This window comes from Lacinutrix venerupis (genome assembly GCF_001971745.1).
Lineage (GTDB): Bacteria > Bacteroidota > Bacteroidia > Flavobacteriales > Flavobacteriaceae > Lacinutrix > Lacinutrix venerupis.
Genome location: NZ_CP019352.1, coordinates 622,304 through 641,051 on the forward strand (window position 1 = coordinate 622,304; position 18,748 = coordinate 641,051).

Consider the following 18,748-nt stretch of genomic DNA (forward strand, 5'->3'; position numbering starts at 1 on the left):
CCATTAGATAAAATATATGGAGATTAGGAAAACTTATAAGTTTGCTTTTAAAACAGCACTATATATAACTATCGTATTAACGCTCGCAATGAGCGTTTTTTTATACGTTTTTTATACTATTAGTTGGGTAAATATGCTTTTGTTTACTTTGTTTTGTTATGCTTTGTCTTTTGGAGTTATTCAATATCGTGTACAAAATTTTATATATAAACGTGTTAAAAAAATATATGCAGACCTTACTCTTTTAGAGTCTACAACTTTTAGAAAAAAAAGAATTACTACAGATATGGCTACTTTAACTCAAGAAATAGATAAGTATGCTAGAGATAAAAAAATAGAAATAGAAACCTTGAAAGTTCGAGAAGAATATAGAAAAGAATTTTTAGGTAATGTTTCTCACGAATTAAAAACACCTTTATTTACTGTTCAAGGCTATATAGAAACGTTAATAGATGGAGCAGCAAACGATAAGAAAATACGAGAAAAATATTTAGATCGTGCAAATAAAGGAGTAGAAAGGCTTATTTATATTGTAAGAGATCTAGATATGATTACAAAATTAGAAGCTGGAGATGTTAGAATAGAAATAGAAACCTTTAATATTTTAGAGCTTATAGAAAGTGTGTTCGATTTGCTAGAAATGAAGGCTGCTAAAAAAAGGATAACACTTACATTAGATAAAAGATATTCTCAGCCTATTTTAGTAAAAGCTGAAAAAGAAAAAATACAGCAAGTACTTACCAATTTAGTTGTAAACTCAATTAAATATGGAACAGAAAAAGGAACAACAGAAATTAGCGTAGAAAACCTTATAAAAAATAAAGTTATTGTAAGAGTGACAGATAATGGAGAAGGTATTGAAAAAGAAAATATACCAAGATTGTTTGAACGTTTTTATAGAGTAGATAAAACAGGATCTAGAAAAGTTGGAGGATCTGGTTTAGGTTTGTCTATAGTTAAACATATAATTGAAGCACACGACGAAAATATTTATGTTGAAAGCGAATTTGGAGTTGGTAGTGAGTTTTCTTTTACCTTAGAAAAGTCTAAATAAATTTGATGTATTAGGTGTTTTATATTCCATATTTAAACCCTTATAATTCATAACTCTTTTTAATTCATCAATATTAAAATTTTCTTGACTACATGATGGAACAATTTTTAAAGTATTAAAACGCTCTGCAAGATATTCTTGCTCAAACTGCCCAGGAGTTGGAATAAAAAAAGCATTTTTACTCAATTTAGCTAAATCCATAACTGTAGTATAACCAGAACGGCAAATTACAATTTTACTACCATTAATAGCTTTTTCAAGCTCTTGAGAAGTCATGTAGTTGTATATAGTAAATTGTTTAATTTGTGTACATGTTTGTTTACCTTTTATCTTTCCTTTTACAAAAAGTATTTTACCAGTAAAGTTTGTTAAATCTTCAATAAGTTTTTTTTCTAAAATACTTCGTTGTGGTTCTGGTCCAGATAATAAAACCATAACATCGTATAAAACTTCAGTTTTAATTTTGTTAAGTCTGCTTAAAGGCCCTAAATAATTAACTTTTAAATTGTTTTTATTTGTTAAGTGTCCAAGTTTGCCACTTAAACTAGGTTCGTCTTTAAAGTCTGGAACCCAAATGGCATCAAATTTATTCATGATTATTTCATGAATTTTAGTACTAATTTTAGAAGTGTTGCCACTTAAAACATTAAGTTGATGGGTAATAAACACAGAAGGAATTTTAGCACTTCTAACTCCTAATCTATTATCCGAAATTATTCCTGATAAATTATATTTGTCAACTAAAATATCTGTAATTTTTTTTTCGGCTTTTTTAGCCTTAAGCATTTTTGGTGTTTGTGCTATTAACTTCCATTTAAGATCTTTTCTTTTTTTTGAATATTCAATATTGTAAGAAGGAAGTGTTTCAAAAGTTAAATCTTTAAACTCTTTTTTTAAAAGTTGTAAAGCATCACCATCACTTGCTATAATTGGTTCAAAATGGCAGTCTAAAAGCCAATGTATAATAGGGATGCATCTAGTGGCATGGCCAATTCCCCAATTTAATGGTGCAACAAGAATTTTTTTCTTCATAATAAATAACAAAGATAATCATTATCACACTCGCTTATATTTCCTTAATTTTACCAAAAATTTAAATTAAAGTAGTGGGAAGTAAGAATAAGCTTAAAAGATTTAACGAAAACGAAACGTTTGCTAACGTATATCAGCCAAAACGAGAAGATTTGGTAGATTCAGATTACGAAATGAAAGGCCATTGGAATGCAAAGCATTTTAAAAATAATAATCCTTTAGTCTTAGAATTAGGATGCGGAAAAGGAGAATACTCTGTAAATCTTGCAAAAAAATACCCGAATAAAAATTTTATAGGTATTGATATTAAAGGAGCTCGTTTTTGGAGAGGAGCAAAAACTGGGATTGAAGAAAATATACCTAATGTAGCTTTTTTAAGAACCCAAATAGAGCTTTTAGATAAAGCTTTTGCAGAAAATGAAGTGGATGAAATATGGATTACTTTCCCAGATCCACAAATAAAATATAAGAGAACTAAACATAGAATGACAAATTCTGAGTTTTTAAAACGTTACAAGAAAGTATTAAAACCAGATGGTATAATGAATTTGAAAACGGATAGCGAATTCATGCATGGTTATACTTTAGGCTTACTCCATGGAGAAGGGCACGAAGTTCTTTATGCTAACCATAATGTTTATAAGCAAGAAGGAAGCCCTGAAGAGGTTACAAGTATACAAACACACTACGAAAATATATATTTGGAGCAAAACAAACCAATTACGTATATTAGGTTCAAAATTAAATAATACTTGGAAATAACACTAACATTTGGTATTGCGTTAATAGTAGCTTTGGTAGGTGTAATTCCTCCAGGATTATTAAACATGACTGCAGCTAAAATAAGTATTAAAGATGGACACACAAGAGGTTTAGTTTTCTCTGTTGGTGTTTGTATTGTTGTTATTGTACAAACTTTAATAGCTTTAGTGTTTGCAAGATATTTAAGTAGTCATCCAAATGTTGTAGATATTTTACAACGTGTAGCTTTTGTATTGTTTGTTTTAATAACAATTTATTTTTTAGTAATTGCTAAAAAGACAGATAAACCTAACGTAGACTCTAATGTAACAAGTAAAAAGAGCCGTTTTTTTCAAGGTTTATTATTGTCTGCATTAAATGTTTTTCCAATACCATATCAGGCATATATGGCTATAACTTTTACATCTTTTAAATGGATAAAATTAAATCCAACTGGAATAGCAGCCTATGTTGCAGGAGCTGCTACTGGGACTTTTGTTATGCTTTATATATACGTTTTCTTTTTTGAAAGAATAAACAGTAAAAAAATAAAATCACAAAAAGGGATGAATTTTATTATTGGAATTATAACAGGAATAATTTCAATAATCACTTTTATTAATATTGTTAAAGAATGGTAATATAATGAAACCAGAAACACTTAATTTTTTTGAAAAAGTGTATCAAGTGGCAAAACAAATTCCTTATGGAAGAGTTACAAGTTATGGAGCTATTGGTAATTATTTGGGAGCACCAAGAAGTGCAAGAATGGTTGGTTATGCCATGAACGGATCGGTTTCTAAAAACGTTCCGGCTCACCGTGTAGTTAATAAAAAAGGTCTTTTAACAGGAAAACAGCATTTTAAAGGTACAAACTTAATGCAGCAATTGCTAGAAAGTGAAGGTATTACAGTTATAGATAATCAAATTCAAGATTTAGATAAGGTTTATTGGGACCCTACAAAGGAACTATAAAATTTATAGATGCAGTAATAGAAAATCTTCAAACTAACTGCTTTATTCTTCAAGCTTTAAATAGTATATTTGTGCTTAGAATGATTCTGAATTAGATTTATGAAAATTACAAAACAAGATATATTAAATGCGCTTAAAACCATAACTGTACCTGGAGAGGGACAAAACATGGTAGATAGTGGAGCAGTTAAAAACGTAGTCACTTTTGCAGATGAGGTTATTGTAGATATAACAATTGCAAATCCTGCATTACAAGCACGTAAAAAAACCGAAGTAGAAATACTTAAGGCAATCCACGAGCAAGTTTACAATAAGGCACAAGTAAAAGTAAATATCAAAGTAGAGGCGCCAACTAAGGCAAGCTCAAACGAGATTAAAGGTAAAAACATACCAGGAATTCAAAATATAGTTGCCGTAGCTTCAGGAAAAGGAGGAGTAGGGAAATCTACAGTTACAGCAAATTTAGCGGTAACATTAGCAAAAATGGGTTTTAAAGTAGGAGTTTTAGATGCCGATATTTACGGGCCATCAATGCCAATTATGTTTGATGTTGAGGCCGAAAGACCACTCTCAGTTACTGTAGATGGTAAATCTAAAATGAAACCTGTAGAAAATTACGGTGTAAAAATATTATCAATAGGTTTCTTTACAAAGCCAGATCAAGCCGTAGTATGGCGAGGACCAATGGCAGCAAAAGCATTAAACCAAATGATTTTTGATGCTGCTTGGGGAGAACTAGATTTTCTTTTAATCGATTTACCACCAGGAACAGGAGATATTCATTTAAGTATTATGCAATCGCTTCCAATTACTGGAGCAGTTGTAGTAAGTACACCACAAAATGTTGCATTAGCAGATGCTAAAAAAGGTGTAGCAATGTTTCAGCAAGATAGTATAAACGTTCCTGTTTTAGGAATTATTGAAAATATGGCATATTTTACACCAGAAGAGTTGCCAGATAATAAATACTATATCTTTGGAAAAGAAGGAGCTAAACATTTAGCTGAAGATTTAAAGGTTCCACTTTTAGGCGAAATACCTTTAGTGCAAAGTATTCGTGAAGCAGGAGATGTTGGTAGACCGGCAGCTTTACAAACAGCGACGCCTTTAGAAAAAGCGTTCGAGTTTTTAACACAAAATGTTGTGCAAGAAGTGGTAAATAGAAACGAAAATTTACCTGAAACTGAAGCAATAAAAATAACAACTATGGCAGGTTGTTCAGCAGTAAAAAAATAATAAATGACTACAGAAGAACTAAGATTAAATGTAGAAAAAGCGCTTGATGAAATTCGTCCTTTCTTACAGAGCGATGGTGGCGATATTTCTTTATTATCTATTGAAGATAATAAGTTAGTAAAAGTACAATTACTAGGTGCTTGTGTTGGCTGTAGTGTTAACCAGATGACTTTAAAATCTGGTGTAGAAATGACTATAAAAAAATACGCGCCTCAAATAGAACAAGTTATTAACATTGAAGTATAGTGTGACTTTTGTCACATTAATTTAATAGAAGAAGCTATAACTTAGTTACCTGAAATTTACAATTCATGATTAAAACAGATATCCTAATTATTGGAGCAGGTCCAACTGGATTATTTACAGTTTTCGAAGCAGGTTTATTAAAATTAAAATGCCATTTAATAGATGCATTACCTCAAGCAGGTGGACAATGTTCAGAAATATACCCAAAAAAACCTATTTACGATATTCCTGCTTATCCCGAAATTCTTGCTGGCGATTTAACGCACAAGTTAATGGAGCAATGTAAGCAGTTCGAACCAGGTTTTACCTTAGGAGAACGAGCAGATACTATAGAAAAACAAGAAGACGGTAGCTTTATAGTAACAACAAACAAAGGCACAAAACACCAAGCACCAGTTGTAGCAATAGCAGGAGGTTTAGGAAGCTTTGAACCTAGAAAACCATTAATTCATAACATTGCAAGTTTTGAAGATAAAGGCGTAGAATACATTATAAAAGACCCAGAAGTATATAGAGACAAAAAAGTAGTAATTGCCGGTGGAGGAGACTCTGCTCTAGACTGGAGTATATTTTTAAGTGATGTTGCAAAAGAAGTAACTTTAATTCACAGACGTAACGAATTTAGAGGTCATTTAGATTCTGTAGAAAAAGTTCAAGAACTTAAAAATGCAGGTAAAATAAACTTAGTAACACCAGCCGAAGTTGTTGGTATACTTGGTGATAAAGAAGTTTCTGGAGTTGTTGTAAAACAAGCCGAACATATAGAAAAAGAATTTGAAATAGAGTGCGATTACTTTATACCGCTATTTGGTTTATCTCCAAAACTAGGTCCAATAGCTAATTGGGGATTAGAAATAGAAAAAAATGCAATTAAAGTAAATAATAGTTTAGATTACCAAACCAATATTCCAGGAGTATTTGCTATTGGAGATGTAAATACATATCCAGGAAAACTAAAATTAATACTTTGTGGTTTTCACGAAGCAACATTAATGTGTCAATCTGCTTATAAAATTATAAATCCAGGAAAGCGCTACGTAATGAAATATACAACAGTAGCAGGAGTAGATGGTTTTGATGGTACTAGAAAAGAAGCACCAAAGGCGGTTGTAAAAAAAATAGAGTAATTAGCCAGATAAAAAAATAAGGTTGGAACAAGATATAAACATAAAAATTACAGACCGAGAAGGCAATACCCATAACATTCAAGCGCCAACAGATATGGCAATGAATTTAATGGAAGTTGTACGTTCTTTCGAGCTTGCCGAAGAAGGTACCATTGGTGTGTGCGGAGGTATGGCTATGTGTGCATCATGCCAATGTTACGTGTTAAGTGATACCCAACTTCCAGAAATGCAAGACGATGAAGAAGCGATGCTATCTGAAGCATTTTATGTTAAAGATAATTCTCGACTAGGTTGTCAAATTCATATTACTCCAGAATTAGAAGGACTAGAAGTAGAATTAGCTCCAGAAAGTTAAAAACTAAAAAACCAAAACACTTTTTTGTACGTAAATACTCTCGTAAGAGATTTAGTTATTTATGGCAGTTTATGAAATTTATATACCTAAACGTGGAGAGTTTAGAGTATTACTAAAAATTAATAATGAAATTATATTTGTAAGTCAAGCATACGCTTCTAAAGTACAAAGTCTCCAGGCTATAAGAGATCTTATAAATTATAGTAACTGTTTGTCTTCTTATAGAAAAATTAGATTAGAATGTGGAAGTTGGTGTTTTGAGCTTTTAGAACCATATAATAAAACAAGCTTAGGACGAAGTTCTACTTATTTAGAAGAATCTATTGTCTCAAAAAACATTTTAGAAATGAAAGCTTTAGCACCCAAGGCAAAGTTAAAAAGTGAAGCGTTGGCTATTAATTAGTTTTATATTTATCTAAAGCAATTGGTCCTTCTAAAAGTACTCTAACAATTTGTAAATTTCCATTATCACTAGTAGAAATTTGCCATTTAATTAAAGAGATAGCGCCATTTTCAATTTCTAAACCAGTAATACTTCTTGGGTGTACACAACTACCATCGTTAAAATAAGCAATGTCTCCAGGTTCTGGAAAGCGCGGTCTGTGTGTATGGCCAACAATAGTAATTAAGTTATTATTTTCTATTATCCATCTCTTTGTTCGCTTTTCAATTTTTATAAGCTCTGTATAATTTTTTGCAGGACTCGTTGGGTCTGCAATGCCCATAACATTTAAAGGTTTCCAAAGAACTCTAACCATAAAGCGACTCCATTTCCAAAAAAGAAAATTCCACCAATCGGCTTGATGACCATGTGTTAAAAATAATTCTTGCCCGGTTTGGCAGTGTTTTAAAACAATACCTTCTTCGTATTTAATGTCTCCAAATAACTCAACATCTTGTCCTGTTACCTTATCAAAATAAGAAGATAAATGTTTTTTAACATATTTAGGATCTCTATAAACCATATCGTGGTTTCCCCAAATCATATGTAAACGATTGCGCTTATGGAATTCTTTTAATAAAAGAAAAACATTTTTATGAGCATGTAATATAGATTCGAAAGAGAGGTTTTCCCAAAGTTCATCTCCATCACCTAATTCGCAATAGGTGAAACCTTCTGCGTAATAATGTTTTAAGGCATGAAAATAAATGTTTCTGTTGTTTGCAAAATCATCTGCAAAACTATTGTCACCACGATGGCAATCGCTAAAAAGTACAATTTTACTAGAGTTATCAAAGTCCACAATTTTGGCACCTTTGTAAGCACGGTCTAATCTCTTTTTAGCTGAAAACATAAAATAGGTAGTTTAAACGAAAATAAATAAAATTCTTTACTTATAGTGTTTATGCTGTAACCTTTGTTGAGGCTATTTCCGTCTCAATACTATTCCATAAATTAATTCTTACGGTTAAAGCTTCTTTAGCTGTTGCAATAACTTCCTCCCATTTTTTAGCATCTTCACCGCAAAGCTCTTCTATCATTTTCATAGCCATTGGTCCGTGCTCATCTTCATCTAATTCAATATGTCTTTTAAAATAGTAAATAAGTTCTTCTAAATTTGTTTCAGGAAAATTAGCTTGCAACTTGCTTAAAATCTCAGTAAACATATTTGGTATTAATTCTTCTCTTCCAAAGGTAAAAGCAGCAGCAATTTCATGAGCTTCTTTTTGGTTTATAGTTTTAAATGTAAACTCTAAAAAGCTCTTTAAAGCAGTATTTAAATTACTATTTTTTATTGCAATAATTACATTTTTAGATTCTATTACATCTAACAAAAAAGTATCTATATCATTTGTAGATGTATTACTTTCTTTCATGGCGTCTAAGTACATTTCAAAATGACTTTTGCGTTCGGCTTTTAAAGTAATATCAGTCTCTTCGGCTAACACAATTTCATTTATTAAATAACGAGTTTCTGGATTCCCAGTTGGCATCCAAGGTGTTGTAGTACAGGTTAGTTTTTGCTGTAAAGCTTTTAATAACGACATAAAATCCCAAACGGCAAAGACATGAGATTTTAAAAACACCGACAAATCTTCAGTCGTTTCAATGTTTTTATATAAACTATGGTTAATTAATTGCTGTCTAAGTGTAGAGAGTTCTTTGTTTACTTGATCTATGTTCATTAATTTCTTTTTAACAAAATTAAAAAATGCGTTTCTATATAGAAACGCATTTTAATACTTTTTGGTTTTTTTACTATTACAAATATCTATTTACAATGGTATATGTCATTTAATATTATTTAAAGGCATTAAGACCTGTAACATCTAAACCAGTAATTAGTAAATGTATATCGTGTGTACCTTCATAAGTAATTACACTTTCAAGGTTCATAGAGTGACGCATAATTGAGTATTCGCCACTAATTCCCATACCACCAAGCATTTGCCTAGCTTCTCTAGCAATATTTATAGCCATTTCTACATTATTACGTTTTGCCATAGAAATTTGGGCAGAGGTTGCCGTACCGTTTTCGCGCATAACACCTAAGCGCCATGCTAACAATTGTGCTTTAGTGATTTCTGTAATCATCTCGGCCAACTTTTTTTGTTGTAGTTGGAATTGGCCAATAGGTTTTCCAAATTGCATACGCTCTTTACTGTAACGTAAAGCAGTATCGTAACAATCCATTGCGGCACCTATTGCTCCCCAAGCAATACCAAAACGAGCAGAGTCTAAACAACCTAATGGTGCGCCTAAGCCAGACTTGTTTGGTAATAAGTTTTCTTTAGGAACTTTTACATTGTCAAAAATAAGCTCACCAGTAGCACTTGCTCTTAACGACCATTTGTTGTGTGTTTCGGGAGTTGTAAAACCTTCCATACCACGCTCTACAATAAGACCATGAATTCTACCTTCTTCATTTTTTGCCCAAACAACGGCTACGTTACAAAATGGTGCATTACTAATCCACATTTTTGCACCATTTAAAAGATAATGATCTCCCATATCTTTAAAATTAGTAACCATGGCACCAGGATTAGAACCGTGATCTGGCTCTGTTAAACCAAAACTACCAATCCATTCGCCACTAGCTAATTTTGGTAAGTATTTATTACGTTGCTCCTCATTACCATATTTCCAAATAGGATACATAACTAACGAACTTTGTACAGAAGCAGTACTACGCACACCAGAGTCGCCGCGCTCAATTTCTTGCATAATTAAACCGTAAGAAATCTGGTCTAAACCAGCACCGCCATATTCTTCTGGAATGTAAGGTCCAAAGGCACCAATTTCTGCTAATCCATTAATAATAGATTTTGGAAATTCTGCTTTTTGCGCAGCTTCTTCAATAATAGGCGAAACATCACGCTTAACCCATTCTCTGGCAGCATCACGTACTAATTTATGTTCATCTGTTAAAAGTTCATCAAGATTGTAATAATCTGGAGCTTCAAATAAATCTGGTTTCATATATAAGTTTTATTGCTCTAAATGTGAGGAATTCTCAAAATAGAAGGCGTTATTTTATTAGTTTATCAAAAATAACTAAAAAGCTTACATTGCCCAATTTAAATTTCACATTTTAAGATAAAATTCTTTTGTTAAATCTATATACGCTTTAGTGTAGTCATGTCGAGCATTTTCTATAATTAGTTCGTTAATTTTTATATCGCTTTCGCGGAAAGACATTTCTATTAATGAACGTTTGATTTCAGAATTTAATGTGCCTCGAACACGAGTAACTTTGTTAGGCTTTAAGTTTACAGCCGAAGCTAATGCAATAAATTTATCTTCCTCTTTAAAAGGAATAATGGTACAAAATGTGCCGTCTTCTATAAGTAATTTTGATACACTATCTACTAAGTGCTCAAATGGCATGGCGTCTTGAAAGCGTGCTAAGTCGCGTTGTCTGTTTTCAGTTTTATAATCTTCACTATAAAAAGGAGGATTACAAATAATTAAATCGTATTTATCTTCAATCTCCTCGGTAAACTCAGCTAAGTCTGCATGGTAACAAAACAGTCTGTCACGCCATGGTGAGGCTTCAAAATTTTCAACACATTGTTCGTATGCATTTTCATCAATTTCTAATGCGTCAATAACTTCGGCATGACTACGTTGTGCTAACATTAAAGATAAAATTCCTGTGCCTGCACCTATATCTAACGTTGCAAAAGGTTGTTTTGTAAGGTTTGCCCAAGCACCAAGTATAACACTATCGGTTCCAATTTTCATGGCGCATTGGTCTTGTTTTACTGTAAATTGTTTAAAATTAAAAGGCTTGCTCATTATTCTTCAAGATACAAATCAATTAAACCTTCGGGAGTATTAACAAAAATGGTTTTGTTTTGTTTATCTACTTTAGCAATAAATTCATCATTCATTGGTATTAGTATTTCAATACCATTTCTATCTATTTCAAATAAAGATTGAGCTGTACTATCATTAACACCTTTAATTGTACCAACAGTTCCAAAGTTTTTGTCTTCTACTGTAAAGCCTATAATTTCATGAAAGTAAAACTTATCATCGTCTAATTCTGGTAATGCAGTAAGTGGTAAATAACATGCGCTTTTAATTAAAGCATCGGCATCTGCTTCTGTATCTACATCTTCAAATTTTACACGAAGTAATTCGCTTTTGTGTAATTGAGAGCTTTCTGTAAAAAAAGGTATTAAATTACCACGAACATCTATAAATACGGCATCTAGATTTTCGTATAAATCTGGTTCGTCTGTATCTAACTTTATTAGTAATTCACCTTTAAAACTGTATTTTTTTACAATTTTCCCAAGAAAAAAGCATTCGTCTTTAGTCATCTAATAATTTATGTTTCGTTTTCGCAATTGCGAAAATATATTAATAATTACATAAGTGCTGTTTGCGCTTAACCAAAAATAGTTTTTAGTTTTTTGTAATAAAAAACTCCGATAAAAAATTTATCGGAGTTTAAAAGTATAAAAAATTAATTTTCTATTCTTCTTCGTTTGTTGCTTCTGCTTCTTCAGCAGGAGCTTCTTCTTCAACAACTGGAGCATTAGCTGCAATTCTTGCTTCATTAGCTGCTTTTTCAGCTTCAAACGCTTTAGCTTTAGCTTCAGCTTCCGCTTTAGATAAGCCTTCTTTTTTAGCATCAACTTTACCAGCTTTTTCTTCTAACCAAGCAGCGAATTTCTTCTCAGCTTGCTCTTCAGTTAAAGCACCTTTACGAACTCCACCAGCAAGGTGATTTTTCAATAAAGCTCCTTTGTAAGATAATAATGCTTTGGCAGTATCAGTTGGTTGTGCACCATTCTGTAGCCATTTTACTGCTCCATCAACATCTAAGTCAATAGTTGCAGGATTAGTGTTTGGATTGTAAGAACCTATTTTTTCTAGGTATTTACCATCTCTTTTCGCGCGAGCATCTGCTGCTACGATCCAGTAATAAGGTTTTCCTTTTTTACCGTGTCTTTGTAATCTGATTTTTACAGGCATAAAAATTAATTTGTGAGGTACGCGACCTCGATTATTAATAAGTGTGCAAAGATACAATATTTATTTAAATACCAAGTTTTTAATGTAATTGTATCACATTGTTATTTTTTATTTTATTTTTGAGTCTTCGAAATATAAAAATTATGAAAAAAATTATTGTTTTATTCTTGTCAATCTTTACATTATTTGGATGTGGAGAAGAATTAGAATTTAATACACCAGCTTTTTTAGGAGAAAAAGATGGTAATTTATGGGAAGCTACATCATATCGAGCTAATATTAGTAATTCTGGAGTATTAACTATTGTTGGTTCGGACAACTTTGAAACAATTACTTTGGAGGTTAACTCTACAGAATTAGGAATTCATGATGTGGTGGAAACTACTTCATTTGGTTCTTTAAGAGATATTGAGGATGTTTTATATTCTTCAAATAATGCACCAGATCCTAGTGTGCAAGTGTATCCTGCTTCGGGTCAAATAGATTTAAAAGAAGTTAATGTTTTAGAAGGTTATGTGTCGGGAGAGTTTTACTTTAATGCTTTTAACGATTCTGGATTAACATCTATAAATGTTAATAAAGGATTCTTTTTTAAAGTACCTTTATTAAGTGTTGCAGTAGGAAGTACTGGAGGAGCAGATGTAAATTGTGCTACAGCTTCTGCAGTAGTAGCAGCAACATTAATTAATTTTAATGCTGCATCACCTGGAGATGCAAACTATGCTAATGTTTGTAATGCTTATAAAACTGCATTAACAACACAGCAAGTTGCTTGTGGTGATGATGATGGATTAATACAAGATATTATAGATGGTTTAAGTTGTATATAATACAAGATAAAAAATATTAAAAAAGAGCGCAGTCGTAAGACTGCGCTCTTTTTTTGTTAATTACTCTTAAAAAAGCCCTATAACACTCACAAAGTCTGTTAAATCGCTTGACATCGCCTTACGTTTCTATTATATTGAGAATGTTGATGTGAAACAATACGCATCATTAAAAAAAGTATTGGAATTTAAAATGATAAAAGATATTATGAAGTATACAGAAGAAATTTCAAACAAATTAAATGAATTATTGGTAAAAAACTATGATGCCGAAAAAGGGTATATAGATGCTTATCAAAACGTTGAAAGTAACGACTTAAAAATGTTCTTTAAGCGCAGAGCTTCAGAAAGAAGTGCGTTTGCAAAAGAGTTAAGAACAGAAATCTTACAATATGGTCAAATACCTGAAGATTCTGGAACATTTAAAGGCGCAATGCACAGAAACTGGATGAATTTAAAAAACACATTTTCATCTAACAATGAAGAAGCTATTTTAGAAGAAGCTATTAGAGGTGAGGAATCAAGTCTTGAAGAATATAATACAATGATTACCGAAAAAAATTTACCGCCAACAATAGATAAATTAATAGCTAAGCATAGAGATGCAATACAATCTGCAATTAATACAGAAAAAGCCAAATTAGAATTGGTTTCATAAACAAAAACAAAAAATTGCTATAAAAAAAATCAGCCTAAAAGGCTGATTTTTTTTGTTCTAAAAAGGTGTAAGTATTTTAAAAAATAGAGTCTTTATAACTCTTAATAACTTTAACTTTTTAAACTATCTTTTTTATGTATTTTTATAGGCCTATATTTTCTCACAGCTTTTTTAGCAAAACACCTTAATAATAGCTATTTATGTATTTAATTTTCGATACAGAAACAACCGGTTTACCAAAACGTTGGGATGCACCAATTACAGATACAGATAATTGGCCAAGATGTATCCAGATTGCATGGCAATTGCATGACGCTATGGGAAACTGTATTGAGAGTGAAGATTATTTAGTAAAACCAGAAGGTTTTAATATACCTTATGATGCTGAAAAAATTCACGGCATTTCTACAGAATTAGCCCAAGAACAAGGTGTTGAGTTATTAGAGGTTTTAGAGAAATTTAATATAGCTTTAAATAAAACAAAGTTTGTTGTTGGTCAAAACGTAAAGTTCGACCTTAACATAATGGGAGCAGAGTTTGTACGTGAAGACATTGCAAACCAATTACAAGAATTACCTGTTTTAGATACCTGTACAGAGCATACAGCAAGTTTGTGCCAAATTCCTGGTGGTCGTGGAGGTAAATTTAAATTACCAACCTTAACAGAGTTACATCAATATCTATTTAATCAACCATTTGCAGAAGCTCACAATGCCACTGCCGATGTTGAAGCTACAACACGTTGTTTTTTAGAGTTAATAAGAAGACAACAATATACCAAAGAAGAACTTGATGTTCAACCAGATTATTTCGAGAGGTTTTCAGAAGCTAATCCGCAGCCAATACAATTAATTGGTTTAAAGCACATCAACTTAAAAAAGGAAAGTGCTAAAATTAATGCAAGGCTACAAAAGGAACAATCAAGCGGTATTTCTTCCGAAGAAATAAAAGAAAATATTGCCGATTTACAAGCTGTAGATTTTGTGCATTTACATAATCACTCTCAGTTTTCGGTATTACAATCAACCATGAGTGTGGCAGATATTGTAGCTGTCGCAGCAGAACATAATATGCCGGCAGTTGCATTAACCGATCATGCTAACATGATGGGCGCATTTCACTTTGTAAATGCAGTAAATAAGCATAACAAGTTTGCAGAAGATAAAATAAAAGAGGCAGAGGCGGAAGGTAAAACAACACAGATAAAAAAAATAAAACCAATTGTAGGTTGCGAGTTTTTTGTGTGCGAAAACCATTTAGATAAATCCAGAAAAGATAACGGTTATCAAATTGTATTAATTGCTAAAAATAAAAATGGTTACCATAATCTTGCGAAGCTTTCATCTCATGCTTTTACAGATGGTTTTTATTATGTGCCAAGAATAGATAAAAAACTTATTGAGCAATATAAAGAAGATTTAATTTGTTTAACAGGAAACTTGTATGGCGAGGTGCCAAGTAAAGTTTTAAATGTAGGAGAAAATCAAGCCGAAGAATCATTAATTTGGTGGAAAGAAACGTTTCAAGATGACTTGTATGTGGAGCTTATGCGTCACAATCAAGAAGATGAAAATCGTGTAAATCCCACTTTAATAAGTTTAGCAAAAAAGCATGATGTAAAAGTTGTTGCTACAAATAACACTTATTATGCAAAGCAAGAAGATGCTAACGCGCACGATATTTTACTGTGTGTAAAAGATGGTGAAAAACAAGCAACGCCAATAGGTCGTGGTCGTGGCTATCGATACGGTTTACCTAACCAAGAATACTACTTCAAGTCGGCAGAAGCCATGAAAAACATCTTTAAAGATGTACCAGATGCTATTACTAACATACAAGAAGTTGTAGATAAAATAGAAGGTTTTCAATTAGCTCGTGATGTATTGTTACCAGCTTTTGATATACCAGAGGAATTTCAGCATAAAGAAGATTTAGAAGATGGCGGTAAACGTGGTGAAAATGCATTTTTAAGACATTTAACTTACGAAGGCGCTAAAAAAAGATACGGCGAAGAACTATCAGAAGAAGTAATAGAACGTTTAGATTTCGAGCTAAGCGTTATTGAAAAAACAGGATATCCTGGTTATTTCTTAATTGTAGAAGATTTTATTCGCGAAGCTAGAAAAATGGATGTTTCTGTTGGTCCAGGACGTGGTTCTGCTGCAGGATCTGTAGTAGCTTACTGTCTTTGGATTACCAACATAGACCCAATGAAGTATAACTTACTTTTTGAGCGTTTTTTGAATCCAGACCGTGTAAGTATGCCGGATATTGATATCGATTTTGATGACGAGGGTCGAAGTCGCGTCATGGATTACGTAATAGAAAAATATGGTAGTAATCAAGTAGCACAAATTATTACCTATGGTACAATGGCAGCAAAGTCATCAATTAGAGATACTGCCAGAGTTTTAGATTTACCACTTTTTGATGCCGATAGAATTGCGAAGCTAATACCAACAATGTCTAAATTAGGTAAGATATTTGGACTATCGGAAAAAGAATTAGGAAGTAAATTTAGAGCTGAAGATTTAGAAAAAATAAACGAACTTTTAAATATTTCTGAAGGTGAAGATTTGCAAGCCGAAACCGTAAACATTGCAAGATCACTTGAAGGTTCTGTAAGAAACACAGGTATTCACGCCTGTGGAGTAATTATTACACCAGATGATATTACTAAATTCGTTCCTGTTTCAGTAGCTAAAGATTCAGATTTATATGTAACCCAATTTGATAACTCTGTTGTAGAAGATGCAGGTTTATTAAAAATGGATTTTTTAGGGTTAAAAACCTTAACCTTAATAAAAGATACGGTTAAAATTGTAAAGGCAAAGCATGGTATTACGTTAGATCCAGAAAACTTTCCTTTAGATGATGAAGAAACCTATGCTTTATTCCAGCGAGGTGAAACGGTTGGTGTATTCCAATACGAATCTCCTGGAATGCAAAAACACCTTAAAGATTTAAAACCTACGGTTTTTGACGATTTAATTGCCATGAACGCACTCTATCGTCCAGGACCAATGGAATACATACCAAGTTTTGTTAGAAGAAAACATGGTGATGAAGATATTGAGTACGATTTGCCAGCAATGGAAGAGTACTTAAAAGAAACATACGGTATTACAGTATACCAAGAGCAAGTAATGCTACTATCGCAAAAACTGGCAGATTTTACTAAAGGTGAAGCCGATGTTTTACGTAAAGCAATGGGTAAAAAACAAATTGCGGTACTAGATAAAATGAAACCAAAATTTATCGAGCAAGCAAGTGCAAAAGGTCACGATGCTAAAAAGCTTGAGAAAATTTGGAAAGATTGGGAAGCCTTTGCAAGTTACGCCTTTAATAAATCGCACTCAACGTGTTATGCTTGGATTGCCTACCAAACTGCTTATTTAAAAGCACATTATCCTGCAGAATATATGGCAGCGGTTTTGTCTAATAACATGAATGATATCAAGCAGGTTACATTTTTTATGGAAGAATGTAAACGTATGAAATTACCTGTACTTGGCCCAGATGTTAACGAAAGTTATTATAAATTCTCTGTAAATAAAGATAATGCGGTACGATTTGGAATGGGAGCCATTAAAGGAGTTGGTCATGGAGCAGTAATGACTATTGTAGATAACCGTAAAAAAGACGGTCCGTACAAATCTATATTCGATATTGCTAAACGAATAGATTTGCGTGCAGCTAATAAAAAAGCCTTTGAAAATTTAGCTCTTGCAGGCGGTTTTGATTGTTTTACAGATACGCATCGAGCGCAGTATTTCCATAAAGAAGGTGGTGATTTAACTTTTTTAGAAAAGGCAATTAAATATGGTGCAAAACATCAAGAAAATGAAAACTCTGCTCAAGTAAGTTTATTTGGAGGAGGAAGCGAAGTTCAAATAGCCGAGCCACAAGTACCACCATGTGAAACTTGGGGAACTATGGAGAAATTAGCACAAGAGCGTGAAGTAGTTGGTGTTTATATTTCGGGTCATCCATTAGATGATTTTAGAACCGAAATGAAAAATTTCTGTACAGGAACCATAGCTTATTTTAATGATTTGGCACCACACGTTAATAAAGAAATTACTTTTGGAGGTGTTGTTACAGATGTGCAACATCGTGTAAGTAAGCAAGGGAAAGGTTGGGCATTATTTACAATTGAAGATTATACAGATTCTTTTGAGTTTAGAATTTTTGGAGAAGATTACTTAAAACATCGACCATTTTTATTAAAAAATACGTTTGTACATGTAAAGACCTTTGTTCGAGAAGGTTGGGTAAATAGAGATACAGGTAAAAAGAGTGATCCAAGATTACAGTTTAATAGCTTTCAATTGTTACATGATGTTATGGATAAATATGTTAGAAAATTATCCATTCAATTAAATATTAAAGAATTAGAGCCGGATAGGATTAATAATTTAAAATCATTAATTGCTATGCATCCTGGTAGCCATTTGCTCGATTTTGTAATTTACGATAATAGAGAGCAAATTAAATTAGAAATGCCTAGTCGTAGACAAAAAGTAAAAGTAACACAAGAGCTATTGAGTGCGCTAGATGAAGATCAAATTTATTATAAATTAAACTCTTAGTAAAAATATAATATAAATTTAAGTGTATTGTTAAATAAATAAGCCTAATCAATGCAGCTATAAGTTAAACAAATTATAAGTTTGTAAGCTTTAGAGAAAATTTTGACTAAGTTTGTATATTAACAAGAAGTAAAATTCAATTTTAAAAAATAAATATCATGGCATTAGAAATCACAGATGCAAATTTTGAAGAAACAGTATTAAACAGCGATAAGCCAGTAATGGTAGATTTTTGGGCTGCTTGGTGTGGACCTTGTAGAATGGTTGGACCAATTATAGACCAAATTAGTGAGGAATATGATGGGAAAGCTGTTGTTGGTAAATTAGACGTAGATGCAAATCAAGAATTTGCAGCAAAATACGGAGTAAGAAACATACCTACAGTTTTAGTTTTTCAAAATGGAGAAGTAGTAGGAAGACAAGTTGGAGTAGCTCCTAAAACAGCATATGCTGAAGCTATCGACGCTTTATTATAGA

Annotated in this window: 20 protein-coding genes; 13 read left to right on the forward strand and 7 right to left on the reverse strand. The window is 32.2% G+C overall.

The annotated features are described in order from the left end of the window. Window positions 1-16 precede the first annotated feature (16 nt). Window positions 17-1,054, forward strand: coding sequence for a sensor histidine kinase (locus BWR22_RS02730; protein ID WP_076731906.1), 1,038 nt, complete (start codon window positions 17-19; stop codon window positions 1,052-1,054). Here BWR22_RS02730 and BWR22_RS02735 read toward each other — a convergent pair. After that, the gene (locus BWR22_RS02735; RefSeq protein WP_076731907.1) at window positions 1,037-2,086 is read right to left on the reverse strand and encodes a glycosyltransferase; all 1,050 of its coding nucleotides are present in this window, start codon (window positions 2,084-2,086) and stop codon (window positions 1,037-1,039) included. The two genes, BWR22_RS02730 and BWR22_RS02735, sit on opposite strands and share 18 nt — an antisense overlap. 74 nt (window positions 2,087-2,160) lie before the next feature. On the opposite strand from BWR22_RS02735, the gene trmB reads away from it, so the two are divergent. The 8 genes from trmB to BWR22_RS02775 all read left to right on the forward strand — a co-directional run bounded on the left by trmB (window position 2,161) and on the right by BWR22_RS02775 (window position 7,169). Continuing rightward, window positions 2,161-2,835 carry a tRNA (guanosine(46)-N7)-methyltransferase TrmB gene (trmB, locus tag BWR22_RS02740; RefSeq protein ID WP_076731908.1) on the forward strand — a complete coding sequence of 225 codons (675 nt, stop codon included), beginning with the start codon at window positions 2,161-2,163 and terminating at the stop codon, window positions 2,833-2,835. A 3-nt stretch (window positions 2,836-2,838) separates the two neighbouring features. Beyond that, the gene (locus BWR22_RS02745) at window positions 2,839-3,468 is read left to right on the forward strand and encodes a LysE family transporter (protein ID WP_076731909.1); all 630 of its coding nucleotides are present in this window, start codon (window positions 2,839-2,841) and stop codon (window positions 3,466-3,468) included. Between the two features lie 4 nt (window positions 3,469-3,472). Continuing rightward, complete coding sequence (locus BWR22_RS02750; protein WP_076731910.1) at window positions 3,473-3,802, forward strand: MGMT family protein; 330 nt, start codon at window positions 3,473-3,475, stop codon at window positions 3,800-3,802. 99 nt (window positions 3,803-3,901) lie between these two features. Continuing rightward, on the forward strand, window positions 3,902-5,038 hold the full coding sequence (locus BWR22_RS02755) for an Mrp/NBP35 family ATP-binding protein (protein ID WP_076731911.1): 1,137 nt from the start codon (window positions 3,902-3,904) through the stop codon (window positions 5,036-5,038). Window positions 5,039-5,041: 3 nt separating this feature from the next. Continuing rightward, window positions 5,042-5,284 (forward strand): NifU family protein, encoded by a 243-nt coding sequence (locus tag BWR22_RS02760; RefSeq protein WP_076731912.1) that lies wholly within the window; start codon window positions 5,042-5,044, stop codon window positions 5,282-5,284. Window positions 5,285-5,349: 65 nt separating this feature from the next. After that, the gene (locus BWR22_RS02765; RefSeq protein WP_076731913.1) at window positions 5,350-6,411 is read left to right on the forward strand and encodes an NAD(P)/FAD-dependent oxidoreductase; all 1,062 of its coding nucleotides are present in this window, start codon (window positions 5,350-5,352) and stop codon (window positions 6,409-6,411) included. A 22-nt stretch (window positions 6,412-6,433) separates the two neighbouring features. Next, window positions 6,434-6,766: a 2Fe-2S iron-sulfur cluster-binding family protein gene (locus BWR22_RS02770; protein WP_076731914.1), complete on the forward strand. Its 333-nt coding sequence runs from the start codon at window positions 6,434-6,436 to the stop codon at window positions 6,764-6,766. Between the two features lie 61 nt (window positions 6,767-6,827). Then, window positions 6,828-7,169 (forward strand): YegP family protein, encoded by a 342-nt coding sequence (locus tag BWR22_RS02775; RefSeq protein ID WP_076731915.1) that lies wholly within the window; start codon window positions 6,828-6,830, stop codon window positions 7,167-7,169. Here BWR22_RS02775 and BWR22_RS02780 read toward each other — a convergent pair. From BWR22_RS02780 to BWR22_RS02805, 6 genes are all read right to left on the reverse strand, one after another. Next, a complete protein-coding gene (locus tag BWR22_RS02780) occupies window positions 7,162-8,061 on the reverse strand; it encodes a metallophosphoesterase family protein (protein WP_076731916.1) in 900 nt (299 codons plus the stop codon). The two genes, BWR22_RS02775 and BWR22_RS02780, sit on opposite strands and share 8 nt — an antisense overlap. Before the next feature lie 49 nt (window positions 8,062-8,110). Next, on the reverse strand, window positions 8,111-8,893 hold the full coding sequence (locus BWR22_RS02785; RefSeq protein ID WP_076731917.1) for a DUF3050 domain-containing protein: 783 nt from the start codon (window positions 8,891-8,893) through the stop codon (window positions 8,111-8,113). Window positions 8,894-9,008: 115 nt separating this feature from the next. Continuing rightward, the gene (locus BWR22_RS02790; protein WP_076731918.1) at window positions 9,009-10,187 is read right to left on the reverse strand and encodes an acyl-CoA dehydrogenase family protein; all 1,179 of its coding nucleotides are present in this window, start codon (window positions 10,185-10,187) and stop codon (window positions 9,009-9,011) included. Window positions 10,188-10,292: 105 nt separating this feature from the next. Then, complete coding sequence (locus BWR22_RS02795; protein WP_076731919.1) at window positions 10,293-11,006, reverse strand: tRNA1(Val) (adenine(37)-N6)-methyltransferase; 714 nt, start codon at window positions 11,004-11,006, stop codon at window positions 10,293-10,295. Further along, window positions 11,006-11,536: a ribosome maturation factor RimM gene (gene rimM, locus BWR22_RS02800; protein WP_076731920.1), complete on the reverse strand. Its 531-nt coding sequence runs from the start codon at window positions 11,534-11,536 to the stop codon at window positions 11,006-11,008. Before rimM ends, BWR22_RS02795 begins: the two co-directional genes overlap by 1 nt. Before the next feature lie 154 nt (window positions 11,537-11,690). Beyond that, window positions 11,691-12,194 carry a 30S ribosomal protein S16 gene (locus tag BWR22_RS02805; protein WP_076731921.1) on the reverse strand — a complete coding sequence of 168 codons (504 nt, stop codon included), beginning with the start codon at window positions 12,192-12,194 and terminating at the stop codon, window positions 11,691-11,693. 143 nt (window positions 12,195-12,337) lie between these two features. On the opposite strand from BWR22_RS02805, the gene BWR22_RS02810 reads away from it, so the two are divergent. From BWR22_RS02810 to trxA, 4 genes are all read left to right on the forward strand, one after another. Further along, window positions 12,338-13,024, forward strand: coding sequence for a DUF6252 family protein (locus tag BWR22_RS02810; RefSeq protein ID WP_076731922.1), 687 nt, complete (start codon window positions 12,338-12,340; stop codon window positions 13,022-13,024). Window positions 13,025-13,229: 205 nt separating this feature from the next. Next, window positions 13,230-13,679: a ferritin-like domain-containing protein gene (locus BWR22_RS02815; protein ID WP_076734349.1), complete on the forward strand. Its 450-nt coding sequence runs from the start codon at window positions 13,230-13,232 to the stop codon at window positions 13,677-13,679. Window positions 13,680-13,879: 200 nt separating this feature from the next. Further along, window positions 13,880-18,271 carry a DNA polymerase III subunit alpha gene (gene dnaE / locus BWR22_RS02820; RefSeq protein WP_076731923.1) on the forward strand — a complete coding sequence of 1,464 codons (4,392 nt, stop codon included), beginning with the start codon at window positions 13,880-13,882 and terminating at the stop codon, window positions 18,269-18,271. A gap of 158 nt (window positions 18,272-18,429) precedes the next feature. Then, entirely contained in the window at window positions 18,430-18,747 is a 318-nt protein-coding gene (gene trxA / locus BWR22_RS02825) for a thioredoxin (RefSeq protein WP_076731924.1), read from the forward strand. Window position 18,748 lies beyond the last annotated feature (1 nt).

What these genes read in the sequence shown, in the direction of transcription:
- BWR22_RS02730 (WP_076731906.1), top strand. Translation starts at nt 17, where the DNA reads ATGGAGATTAGGAAAACTTATAAGTTTGCTTTTAAAACAGCACTATAT.
- BWR22_RS02735 (WP_076731907.1), bottom strand. Translation starts at nt 2,086, where the DNA reads ATGAAGAAAAAAATTCTTGTTGCACCATTAAATTGGGGAATTGGCCAT.
- BWR22_RS02750 (WP_076731910.1), top strand. Translation starts at nt 3,473, where the DNA reads ATGAAACCAGAAACACTTAATTTTTTTGAAAAAGTGTATCAAGTGGCA.
- BWR22_RS02755 (WP_076731911.1), top strand. Translation starts at nt 3,902, where the DNA reads ATGAAAATTACAAAACAAGATATATTAAATGCGCTTAAAACCATAACT.
- BWR22_RS02760 (WP_076731912.1), top strand. Translation starts at nt 5,042, where the DNA reads ATGACTACAGAAGAACTAAGATTAAATGTAGAAAAAGCGCTTGATGAA.
- BWR22_RS02765 (WP_076731913.1), top strand. Translation starts at nt 5,350, where the DNA reads ATGATTAAAACAGATATCCTAATTATTGGAGCAGGTCCAACTGGATTA.
- BWR22_RS02775 (WP_076731915.1), top strand. Translation starts at nt 6,828, where the DNA reads ATGGCAGTTTATGAAATTTATATACCTAAACGTGGAGAGTTTAGAGTA.
- BWR22_RS02780 (WP_076731916.1), bottom strand. Translation starts at nt 8,061, where the DNA reads ATGTTTTCAGCTAAAAAGAGATTAGACCGTGCTTACAAAGGTGCCAAA.
- BWR22_RS02785 (WP_076731917.1), bottom strand. Translation starts at nt 8,893, where the DNA reads ATGAACATAGATCAAGTAAACAAAGAACTCTCTACACTTAGACAGCAA.
- BWR22_RS02790 (WP_076731918.1), bottom strand. Translation starts at nt 10,187, where the DNA reads ATGAAACCAGATTTATTTGAAGCTCCAGATTATTACAATCTTGATGAA.
- BWR22_RS02795 (WP_076731919.1), bottom strand. Translation starts at nt 11,006, where the DNA reads ATGAGCAAGCCTTTTAATTTTAAACAATTTACAGTAAAACAAGACCAA.
- rimM (WP_076731920.1), bottom strand. Translation starts at nt 11,536, where the DNA reads ATGACTAAAGACGAATGCTTTTTTCTTGGGAAAATTGTAAAAAAATAC.
- BWR22_RS02805 (WP_076731921.1), bottom strand. Translation starts at nt 12,194, where the DNA reads ATGCCTGTAAAAATCAGATTACAAAGACACGGTAAAAAAGGAAAACCT.
- BWR22_RS02810 (WP_076731922.1), top strand. Translation starts at nt 12,338, where the DNA reads ATGAAAAAAATTATTGTTTTATTCTTGTCAATCTTTACATTATTTGGA.
- BWR22_RS02815 (WP_076734349.1), top strand. Translation starts at nt 13,230, where the DNA reads ATGAAGTATACAGAAGAAATTTCAAACAAATTAAATGAATTATTGGTA.
- dnaE (WP_076731923.1), top strand. Translation starts at nt 13,880, where the DNA reads ATGTATTTAATTTTCGATACAGAAACAACCGGTTTACCAAAACGTTGG.
- trxA (WP_076731924.1), top strand. Translation starts at nt 18,430, where the DNA reads ATGGCATTAGAAATCACAGATGCAAATTTTGAAGAAACAGTATTAAAC.